The sequence below is a fragment of the Mongoliibacter sp. genome (assembly GCF_007692705.1).
GTDB lineage: Bacteria > Bacteroidota > Bacteroidia > Cytophagales > Cyclobacteriaceae > Mongoliibacter.
Genome location: NZ_REBN01000167.1, coordinates 1 through 11,232 on the forward strand (window position 1 = coordinate 1; position 11,232 = coordinate 11,232).

5 protein-coding genes are annotated in these 11,232 nt (G+C 41.1%); 4 read left to right on the top strand and 1 reads right to left on the bottom strand.

What is annotated here, in order from left to right:
- Nucleotides 1–165: 165 nt before the first annotated feature.
- Nucleotides 166–2,109: a 7TM-DISM domain-containing protein gene (locus EA341_RS11235; protein ID WP_293014275.1), complete on the bottom strand. Its 1,944-nt coding sequence runs from the start codon at nt 2,107–2,109 to the stop codon at nt 166–168.
- A gap of 433 nt (nt 2,110–2,542) precedes the next feature.
- Here EA341_RS11235 and EA341_RS11240 point away from each other — a divergent pair, with 433 nt between their 5' ends.
- The 4 genes from EA341_RS11240 to EA341_RS11255 form a co-directional block, all read left to right on the top strand.
- Nucleotides 2,543–2,860, top strand: a complete 318-nt coding sequence (locus tag EA341_RS11240) for a hypothetical protein (protein WP_293014278.1) — start codon at nt 2,543–2,545, stop codon at nt 2,858–2,860.
- A gap of 68 nt (nt 2,861–2,928) precedes the next feature.
- Complete coding sequence (locus tag EA341_RS11245) at nt 2,929–6,045, top strand: TonB-dependent receptor (protein ID WP_293014281.1); 3,117 nt, start codon at nt 2,929–2,931, stop codon at nt 6,043–6,045.
- Nucleotides 6,046–6,069: 24 nt separating this feature from the next.
- The gene (locus EA341_RS11250; RefSeq protein WP_293014285.1) at nt 6,070–7,593 is read left to right on the top strand and encodes a RagB/SusD family nutrient uptake outer membrane protein; all 1,524 of its coding nucleotides are present in this window, start codon (nt 6,070–6,072) and stop codon (nt 7,591–7,593) included.
- A gap of 232 nt (nt 7,594–7,825) precedes the next feature.
- The coding region (locus EA341_RS11255; protein ID WP_293014287.1) for a VCBS repeat-containing protein at nt 7,826–11,232 on the top strand (3,407 nt) is incomplete at its 3' end.

Genomic DNA, 11,232 nt, shown 5'->3' on the forward strand with positions numbered 1-11,232 from the left:
TGATTGTTTTTCCATTGTATTGGAATTATTTGAGTATTTGATTGGTGTGTTCTTTCATCAAAACCCTAAAATAAGTGTATTAATTACATTTAAAAAATTAAATCCTTAAATATTTGTGACAAAAATACCTAGAAGTTAGAAAAAAACAATTTAGACATTAAGCTTTTATTTACTTTCCATGTCCACAAGAGCAAGCTTTTCCCAGCCATTTAATTCTCCATCAAAACTGATTTTCTCTTTGGATGCCTCGATTTTATTCTTGAAGGCCCAACAGGTTTCTCTTCGTAAATCAATAGTTTCCGACAGCTCATTTAAAGTCATATTAACATCTTTCCTATTGGAAAGGTAGAGCATGTAAAAGGCCTTTTCGATCGGAAATTTGATTTTGTGAAAAAGAGTATTGCTGGTAGCAGACTCATTGTAATTACAGCTCCTGCACCTTCTGCCAAAGCTTTTGGAGATGGTTGCTTTGTTATAACCGCATTTCCTGCAATGGTAACCATCAGCCCATTTCAGCTCGGAGAGAAACTTACAACAGGCGTCTCTATCCGGAAATATTTTTTTGAATTCCTGGAAATCAAAGCCCTTCATAAGCACCATAGCCTGAGTGGTTTTTTCAATCCCTTCCTTCAGTTCCTGATTAGTTAAACTTAAATTCACATTCTCTGAAGTCACCTCTTCATTGAGCTTTCTTAACTTATTATTTGCAAGTAAAAGCTGGCGGTTCTTTAAAGAAAGTTCATTAGCCATGGCCCTTATCTTCTCAGTTCTTTTTTTCACACGCTTCTTCAATTTGTTGTTAAGCTCGTCCTGAAGCTTGTTTTTTTCGATCAATACCATGTTTAACTCCCTGTCAGCTATGATACTTTTCTTCTGCAGGTAACCGATTTGGCTAAAAATCGAAATTGAAAAGAAAACAACCTCCGCAAAAATCACCGGATTGGCAAAGTACCAATTGATAATGGGATTGTTAAACAGCTCAACATTGGCTTCACTAGCATAGGACTGCAACAAGCCAATCAGCATACATACCATGGCAAAAGAATGCGCCCATGACATTTGATTGATTTTTTTCAGAACCCTCAGCATCATCAGGATTGGTGCTGAAAGGATACCTGTAAAGAGCACGAGCATGTAAGCGTCTGGCAATTTTGCACCATATTCCTGGTTTAAAGTCAAGAACACAATCATTGCAATCGCTGTCCAAGTAACCTTTTTCGCAACCCGAGATTTTTGAAGCTTTTGAACGAAATGATTGGAGAAAAGTAAAGCCGAAACCACCAAGAGTAATTGTGTAAAAAGCCTTTTGGTCAGCAAATTGATCTGGGGATACCCCGGCCAAAGGTACTGAAACCCCAATCCATCTCTCCCTAGTGAATACCATATACATGAAAAAAGGAAAAAAGAAAAGTAGGCATAAAGCGGATCCCGCTGTTTGATGAGAAGGTAAAGGGAAAAGAACAATACAATGGTCAATACACCATAGTAAATACCCAAAAGAAAATACTCATTACTGGCATGTCCGATAAAGCTACCGTGCGACCTCAAATGGAAACTGAAGCCCATCAGATAACTTCTTTCTATTCTGAGGTAGAAAGTTTTGGTTTCACCCGACCGAATATTGAGCACCTGATTGAAATTCTTATGTTTTATTTCTCTTTCGGCAAAGGGTAAAGCATAGCCTGATTCATTTTTAAAATACGAATTCCCTTTATCGGGCATATAAAAGGCTATTTTACCGATATCAAACCCCCATGATTCAAAAAACCAAGCCTCATTTTGTCTTGAACGTTCATTTTTCACACTTATCCTAACCCACAAAGCTCCTTCTGCATCTTCACTTTCAATATAGGAATTGGAAGACTTCCTGAATTTACTTTGATAGACAGGTGAAATAATATCCTCAAACCTGAGTTCTTTACTCTTATCTAAATAAAAGTCTACCAATTCAGTAATATGAAAATGCAAACTGTCATCCGTTAGTCTGATGGTTGTGGGTTTTGAATTATTACTATTCTGGGCAAATACCTTCCCCGATGAACTCAAAAAGCTCAAAATAATCAGAAAGAATATTCTCATCAGAAGTCTTAACACAGGTTCAGTTTTCAATTAAAATGTTTTAAAAACTATACAATATTAAATGTAATATTTTCATGCAATGTTTTTAATTAGTGTATTTAATGAGGGTTACACATGCATTAAATCAAATGAATTTAATGAGTCCAAGCTACTTTTCAGTTTCTTAGAAAAATATGTAACCATCTATATTTCAATTATTTATGCTTAAACGCAACGGGAAAAAGTAAATTAATAACTTTCCAAATTCAATTCTCCTTGCTAAAACATTTCTGCAAACAGATTAATGTCACTGTAGCCAGTCAAGCAGTTTATTTTTCAAGTTCACTAAGCGAAATATTTAGGCTAAAAAGCCCTACTTGATCAGATTAACAAGTGTAAAAATAACATTTTATACTTAAGTTTAATAATGTAAATCAATTCAAAAATCAGATTCTCTCGCCTTAAACCGTCTCATTAAAAAATTATGAGTAGAAGAAAATCCCGATTTGAAAGAATTGTTCAGAAATCCAAAAAGACCCAAATGAATACCAACTATTACAAGTATACCAATAACCTGAATCCCAAAACAAAGCTTTCAAGAGCAACTTTCATTTTTTTTAGGAATGCTGCTTTTGGCTGTGATACTTTATCAACGGCATGTGGGAAACCAGTAGAAAATGCGGGAAGGAAAGTATATCATCCCAAATCTATTTATCTCTTTCAAATCCATACAGGGCTTTCAACTTTTGCGGAAAGAAAGCCTGTAGGTGGGAAATCACCTATTGGAATTGAAGTTCCCTAATCAACTTCAGGCTCTATGGTATGAACTATCCAAAGGAAACCAAATTAAATCTCAAACAAATAAACCCTATGTTAAAAACTATTTACTCAAAACAAACAAGCAAATGGAGTCAGGGAAAATTTTTACTTTGCCTCCTTGCTTTATGGTTGACACTCCTACCAAAGGAGTTGTGGGCTCAAGCTGAGAACCAATCCCTTGAAGTGTCGGGAACTGTCCTGGCCTCTGATACAGGCGAATCCCTTCCGGGAGTGAATATCCTGGTAAAAGGTTCCACAACCGGTACTGCAACCGATCTTGATGGTAACTTTACTTTAAGAGTTCCCTCCCCGGATGCGGTTTTGATATTTTCATTTATCGGGTACACCCAGGTGGAAAGGCGGGTTGGAAATACAAATACTTTCAATATCACTCTAGAGCCTGATCAAGACTCATTATCAGAAGTAGTAATTGTAGGTTATGGTACACAGCAAAGGGCAACAGTTACAAGTGCTATTTCTTCTATTTCCTCTGATGAAATCAGAGAATTGCCGGTTCCAAACCTAGCATCAGCCATTCAAGGTCGGGCGGCTGGGGTAAATGTCACCAACTCCGGTGCACCAGGTACCGATCCAGTAGTGAGAATCAGAGGTATAGGTACAGTGGGTAACAACGACCCTCTGTACGTCATTGATGGTGTCCCTGCTGGTGGATTGAATCAGATCAATACAGCAGACATTGAATCTATTGAGGTTTTGAAAGATGCTTCTGCAGCCGCTATTTATGGTTCAAGGGCAGCTAATGGTGTAATCTTGGTCACAACCAAAAAAGGGCAACAAGGTAAACCGCAGGTGTCTGTCGACTCCTATGTCGGTACTCAAAGCGCTTGGAGACAACTCGACCTACTTAATACCAATCAATATTTGGATTTTGGTAGGGATTTGTTGGGAAATGCAGGCGACCCTCCACCTCAACGATTTGATAATCTGGGTGATTTGGCAAATGTCAACACAGATTGGCAGGGAGAAATGTTTAGGCCAGCAACCATCCAAGACCACAATGTAAGTATTTCAGGAGGTAGCGAGACTGTACTCTATAACGTTTCAGCCGGTTACTTTGGGCAAGAAGGAACAATGAGAGGGACAGACTTTGAAAGATTCTCTTTTAGAAGTAATACAGAGTTTAAAATCAGCGAGAGAGTAAAGATAGGGCAGACCTTAACAATCGCCTATTCCAACAGGAATAATGAACCTTTTATCGGTGGCAGAACGCAATTGGAGCATATGGTCAAATCTGTACCATACATTCCTGTGAGGGATGAGAGTAGGCTTGGTGGATTTCGTTCTCCAGACCGGATTGACGGCTCTGATCCTGAAAACCCGGTCTTGAATGCTGAATTGAGAACAAACAGGACACAGGAATACAAGATCCTTGGAACTGCCTACCTGGATGTTGAAATTCTAGAAGGACTGAAATACAAATTTTTGATAGGAACAGACCTTGCGATGGGTACTACCAATGAGTTTACACCAAGGTTCCGTTCAGGTGATTTTCATGAGCAGCCTTTTGCAGTTATCGGGCAAAACAGGTTTACCTTCTTTTCTCCTTTGATCTCCAACCAATTGTCTTACAGGAAATCGATAGACAAACACACCTTCGATATATTGGGGGTAATTGAGCAGCAGACTTTCCAGAGCACTTCTTTGGGCGGTACAGGACAAAACTTCCTAACCAATGAAATCCGTGAACTTCAAGGTGTACAGAACATGACCTCCACTAGTAACAGAATAGACTATGCCTTAATTTCATACCTGGCAAGGTTCAATTATGACTATGATCAGAAGTACCTGTTTAGTGCTTCTGTAAGAAGAGACGGTGGATCAAGGTTTGGACCTAATTCCAAGTGGGGTACCTTCCCTTCTGTATCTGCAGGATGGAGAATTAGCGAAGAATCTTTCATGCAGCCCATCACGGCTGTAAGTGACCTTAAACTTAGGGCCAGTTATGGTGAAACGGGAAATGACCAGATCGGTAACTATGTTTATCAAGCTACCATCAACAGTAATTTCTTCTATCCATTTGGAGGATCTACAGAGCCAGGAAGTACAATTTCTGCCTTGGCCAACCCAAATCTAAGATGGGAAACTACCATCATGCAGAACATCGGCTTTGATTTGGGTTTATTCAACGACAGATTCAACTTATCTTTTGAGTGGTTTGACAACACTACTGAAGGAATGATCTTGGGAGTGCCAATTCCTCCTTCTTTGGGCTATGACGGTGCTCCGGTTTCCAATGTGGGAACAGTGTCTAACAGGGGTATTGAGCTTGCGGTTGGTTACAGAAAATATACAGGAGATTTCCAGTTTGCCATCGACGGTAATATAGGATTTGTAAGGAACGAACTGGTTTCACTGGGTTCTGGAAATACCATTTTCGGACCGGATTTCCAGGGTGATCCCCTTACTTTCACAGAAGAAGGAAGACCAATTGGTTACTTCTATGGCTGGCAAGTGGATGGTATCTTCCAAAGTAATGAGGAGGCCATTTCAGCTCCAAGACAAAATTTACCCGATGCAGGTGAATCTTATGACCCCACCAGACACACTGCCGCGGGAGATCTTCGCTTTGCCGACATCAACGGCGACGGAGAAATCAATGCCAATGACAGGACTTTCCTAGGCCATTACATGCCTGATTTCACTTATGGTCTTAATCTTTCTGCCAGTTATAAAAACTTTGACTTCTCCATGTTTGTACAGGGAGTTCAGGGAAATGAAATCTTCAATCTACTTAGATTCCATACTGAAGGTATGACAAGATTATTTAATGCAAGTACGGTAGTAATGGATAGATGGACACCTGACAATACCAATACGGACGTTCCAAGAGCGATCAATGGTGACCCAAATAGAAATGCCAGAGCAAGTTCAAGATGGATAGAAGATGGTTCTTATCTCAGAATCAAAAACCTCAGTCTTGGTTATAATATTCCTAGTGCAGCTCTCAATCAAATCAGCAATGGGTCAATTTCAAGGGTACGTGTCTATGTTTCGGCACAAAACCTTTTGACAATTACCAATTATACTGGATTTGATCCTGAAATTGCAGCTAGAACAGGTATCAATACCACCCTTGGGCAAGGTATTGATTTTGGACAATTCCCAGCAGCAAGAACGTTTATAGGCGGTTTACAGCTTTCATTTTAAGCCAACAATTAAAAAAATCAAAAAATGAAAATCAGATTATTTATTACAGCATGTTTGATTTTGATTGGGGCAGTTTCCTGCGATGAGGAAAAACTCAATCCAATCAATCCAAATCAGTTATCCGTAGAAACATTCTTTGTTTCAGGACCGCAGTTATTGGCAGGAGTCAATTCAGCTTATGCAGCTTTGCAAGGTTTGGATCTCTACATCAGGGAGTATTTCTTTTTCCATGATATGCTCTCGGATGATGTGGAATCTGGTGGTGGCCAATTGGAAGCCCACAGAAACCAAATAGTCCAAGGTGCCATTGATCCGTCTAATCCCCTGATCATTTCCAACTGGAGAGGATGGTACAGAGTTGTTCACAGGGCTAATATAGTGATAGACAATGCCGAAAATGTAACAGAGGAAATCACCGATGATCTCAGAAACCGAATTGTAGGGGAAGCTTATTTCCTTAGAGGATGGGCTTACTATGAGTTGGCTTCTATGTGGGGAGGTGTTCCGTTGATGACGACGATGGCCACTTCCATTGAAAGCGCTTCTCCCAGGTCATCTGAAGAAGAATCCTTTCAGCAGGCAATCAACGACCTTACCGAGGCAATCAACAGGTTACCTAATAAAAGTGCATATGGATCTTCAGACCTTGGACGAGCTACTAATGCAGCAGCTCAGGCCATGTTAGCAAAAGTACATCTTTTCAGAGGTGACTTTACATCTGCAAGACCTCTATTGGAAGCCATTATCTCCTCAGGAGAATATAGCTTAGTTCCTAGATACTTGGATAATTTTGAAGAGGAAAATGAGCACAACCAGGAGTCAATCTATGAAGTGAATATGACCAGAGATTTTGGTGATGCCAATGTGTGGGACGGAGATGGTTCAGGAATTTCATTTACCACCTTCAGAGGCCAGGAATACAGCCCTACTGCATGGAGAAACTTGGTTCCAAGTATGTCCTTGGTAAATGCATTTGAAATGGAATCCAATGGTGCAGAAAAGGATGATCCTAGATTTTCCTATAATTTCTATCAAGTTGGAGACACCTACAATAATGGCAACAGTGTATTGACTCCTGATGCGGTACAAGGTGATAATACTAGGCCTAGCTGGAGAAAATATACCATGATCTACAAGCAAAGTGCTGAGAACATGCAGTCTGGAATCAATTTTCGCGTCATCCGTTATGCCGATGTCTTATTGATGATGGCAGAAGTTGAAAACGAGCTTGGCAACACTGCTGCTGCACTGACCTATCTCAATGAAACAAGACAGAGAGCGGATGTTGAAATGCCACTATACCCTACTGCGCAATATCCCGCAGGAAACCAGGACCAAATGCGCATTGCCATCCAGCATGAGCGAAGAGTGGAATTTCCTGGTGAACAAATCAGAAACAGGGATATCAGAAGATGGAGAAGATTGAACTTCTTGGAAGGTGAGCCTCTTCCTAACTTTAGAACACATCATGACCTACTTCCCCTGCCTTTTGCGGAAATTGATAACAATTCCGCTTTGACAAACTCTGATCAGAACCCCGGATATTAACGGGAAGAATAATCATACAACGGCATTTATCGCCCCTATTTAAAAGTGTCGTGGACTGCTGGAAGCTACTTGGCTGAAAGCCGTTCACGGCTCTTTTCCTTTTGCGGCTAGACAAATTGCCATTTATTTCGACAGATTTTCTATTTTGAGTTTCTCTTAAATTGACCACACATGGCCTAGATGTTTCCAAACCAGTTACTTCATACATTTGATAATACCAAAAAGAAGCCCTTTGAAACCTGATCCAAACATTACAGAAACAAACCCATTTCCGGTTTTAAAAATACCCTTTTTCCGGATTTTAATTTGGTTTATCGCCATTGCTGTTTTTTCCTGCAAACCCAGCTCTGATGAAAACGCTTTTTTCCGTCTGCTCCCTGCCGGCGACACAGGCATAGATTTCATTAATGAAATCAATATTGATGAAAACTTTAACATTCTGGATTTTGACTACATCTACAACGGAGGTGGTGTAGCGGTTGGAGACTTTAACAATGATGGGCTTCCCGATATTTTTTTTACAGGAAACAAAGTTTCCTCTAAACTGTATCTTAATCTGGGCCAAATGAAATTCAAAGACATCAGTGCAGTTGCCGGCATTGAAACAAACACCTGGACTGAAGGTGTCACATTGGTGGATATCAACCATGACGGGCTGCTTGATATTTATGTAAGTGTTTCAAACAGAGACGAAAACAATCCAGACCCAAACCTCCTTTTTGTCAACCAGGGACTTGATGGGAATGGAATCCCAATTTTCCGAGAAATGGCTGCCGAATATAGGATAGATGACCGTGGATACAATACACAGGCAGCGTTCCTGGATTACGATCAAGATGGATTTCTAGACCTTTATATTCTTTCCAATGCCTTGGAGACTTTTCAACGAAACACATCCAGACCAAGAGAAACAACCGGCAAAGGAAAAAGCAATGATAAACTTTACCGAAATAATGGTGACGGAACATTTTCCGATGTGAGCAAGGAGGCAGGAATTTTAATAGAAGGTTATGGATTAGGTTTAGCCATCAGCGATATCAACAGAGATGGATATCCTGATATCTATGTAGCCAATGATTTCATCACCAATGACATCCTTTACATCAACAATGGGGATGGCACTTTTAGCAATCAAATAGATACCATGCTTAGGCATCAGAGCTTTAACGCTATGGGAGTAGATATTGCAGATTTCAACAATGATGGCTTGGTGGACATCATGGTTCTAGACATGTTTCCCCCCGATAATTACCGCCAAAAGACCATGTTCTCCCCCACTGCCAATTATGACCTTTACATGAGCAACCTTTCAAAAGGATATGAACCCCAGTATGTCAGAAACACACTTCAGCTCAACCGGGGTAATGGCTTATTCAGCGAAATCGGATTTTTGGCGGGAGTAGCCCAAACTGACTGGAGCTGGAGTCCGCTTTTTGCTGATTTTGACAATGATGGCCATAAAGATCTTTTTGTCAGCAACGGTTATGGTAAAGACGTAACCGATTTGGATCATATCAATTTCAAACAGGGATTAGGTCCTTTTTCGACTCCGGAGCAGAGGCGGGAAATGCTGCTTGAAGGCATGGAAGGATTGAAGGAGGTCAGTCTACCCAATTACATTTTTCTAAACAACCAGGACCTTACTTTCAGCGACAAAAGCCAAGAATGGGGGATGAATTATGGATCAATTTCCAACGGGGCAGTTTATGCGGACCTGGATAATGACGGTGACTTGGACCTACTGGTCAACAACCTGAATGACCATGCATTTTTATACCAAAACATGATGAGGGAAAAAAATCCCGAAAAATCCTCATTTCTCAAATTTAGCCTCAAAGGACCTGAACACAATTCCATGGGACTGGGGGCTGTTTTGGAACTTGAGTTCCATACTGAAAAGGGACTCCAAAAGCAATTTTATGAACATTATCCCACAAGGGGCTACAAGTCCTTTGTGGAACCGATTGCCCATTTTGGATTGGGAACCGGGGCAGATTCGGTCCGCTTGAGGGTGACCTGGCCAGGTGGGAAAAGCCAGAGCCTTGACATCGCTGAGCTCAATACGCTCATTCACCTTGCCTATGAAAATGCTTCGGAATTTCAAGAAGAGAATAATCCTGAAACCCCTTTAAGCTTAGAAGAAGTTTCAGCCCATCTAGGCATAAACCATGTCCATCAGCACCGTGTCTACAATGATTTCAACCGGCAAATACTCCTTCCGCATAAACATTCCGAAAACGGTCCCGGTATAGCTGTAGGAGACATCAATGGGGATGGCCTGGATGATTTTTTCATAGGAGGTTCAGCAGGTTTTCCCAGAATGGCTTTTATCCAAGACAAAACGGGAAAATTTATGCAAAAGGAAGTATTTACCGAATTGGAGGCCGATGACATGGGATGCTTATTGATTGATATTGACCATGACGGTGACTTAGACCTTTATGTGGTCAGCGGAGGAAGCAGGCTTCCCGAAGGGGATAAGTCTTACCAGGACAGACTTTACCTCAATGATGGCCAAGGGAATTTTACACGTTTTGAAAAAGGGATACCTGGCACTGAGTTCAGTGGCGCTGCAATCACGGCAGCAGATATTACCGGGGACGGAAATTTGGAATTTTTTATCGGAGGAAGAGTTAGTCCAGGAAAATACCCTCTGACTCCCAAGTCCATGATATTAGGCTTTAATGACGGGGAATTCCACGAACTGACAGAAACCTTGATTCCCGGTTTGGAGGATATCGGTATGGTCACCGCTGCATTATGGACAGACTTTGACCGGGACGGTTTGGTGGACTTGATAGTGGTGGGAGAATGGATGCCTGTTACTTTTTTCAGGCAGTTGAGAGCCGGTAAGCAAATCAGTTTTGAGGACATCACCGATATAATGAGTCCTGCCGGTTCGTCAGGATGGTGGAACAGTATTTATCCGATTGGAACTGATGAGCGCGGGAATCAGCAATATGTTTTGGGTAATGCCGGAAAAAACACAAGGTGGCAGGTTGACAAGAACAGTCCTTTACTGCTGATAGCAGATGATTTTGACAGCAATCAAAGTATAGATCCAATTATGTTCACGCATTTGGTGGATGGTATGTATCCTGTTGCCGGCCGTGATAAATTGGTCAGTCAGGTTCCTTCCTGGAAAAACCGTTTCCTCCGCTACGCCGAGTTTGCACAATATGGTCTTGAGGAATTTTTCACACCAAAGCAACGTGAAACTGCCTTGGAGTTCAGGGCCGAAACATTTGAAAGTGTTTTGATGAAAATAGACAGCTCAGGGAATTGCAGACTTTTCCCCCTGGCTACCGAAGCGCAATTTGCCCCCACCTTTGGGATCCATTTTGACTATCTTGAAGACCAACTTTTTCTGATAGGGAATTTTTATGGTAATGAAACAGAAACGGGACGCTATGATGCATCAATCGGAAATGTATTAATACCAGATCAAGCGGGCAATTTCACGAATAACAGCAGAAATACGGGTTTTCTGGTTCAAGGAGAGGGAAGAGCCTTGAGCAGTTTGGTTTCGTCTCAGGGAGAAAGCATCATTCTTGCCAGTCAGCACCAAAATAAACTCCAAGCATTTAAAAGCACAGAGACAAAGACAAATCAGAAGCATTTGGAATTGGAACCGGGTGA

Coding starts and splice junctions, on each gene's coding strand:
- EA341_RS11240 (WP_293014278.1), top strand. CDS start 2,543: ATGAGTAGAAGAAAATCCCGATTTGAAAGAATTGTTCAGAAATCCAAA.
- EA341_RS11245 (WP_293014281.1), top strand. CDS start 2,929: ATGTTAAAAACTATTTACTCAAAACAAACAAGCAAATGGAGTCAGGGA.
- EA341_RS11250 (WP_293014285.1), top strand. CDS start 6,070: ATGAAAATCAGATTATTTATTACAGCATGTTTGATTTTGATTGGGGCA.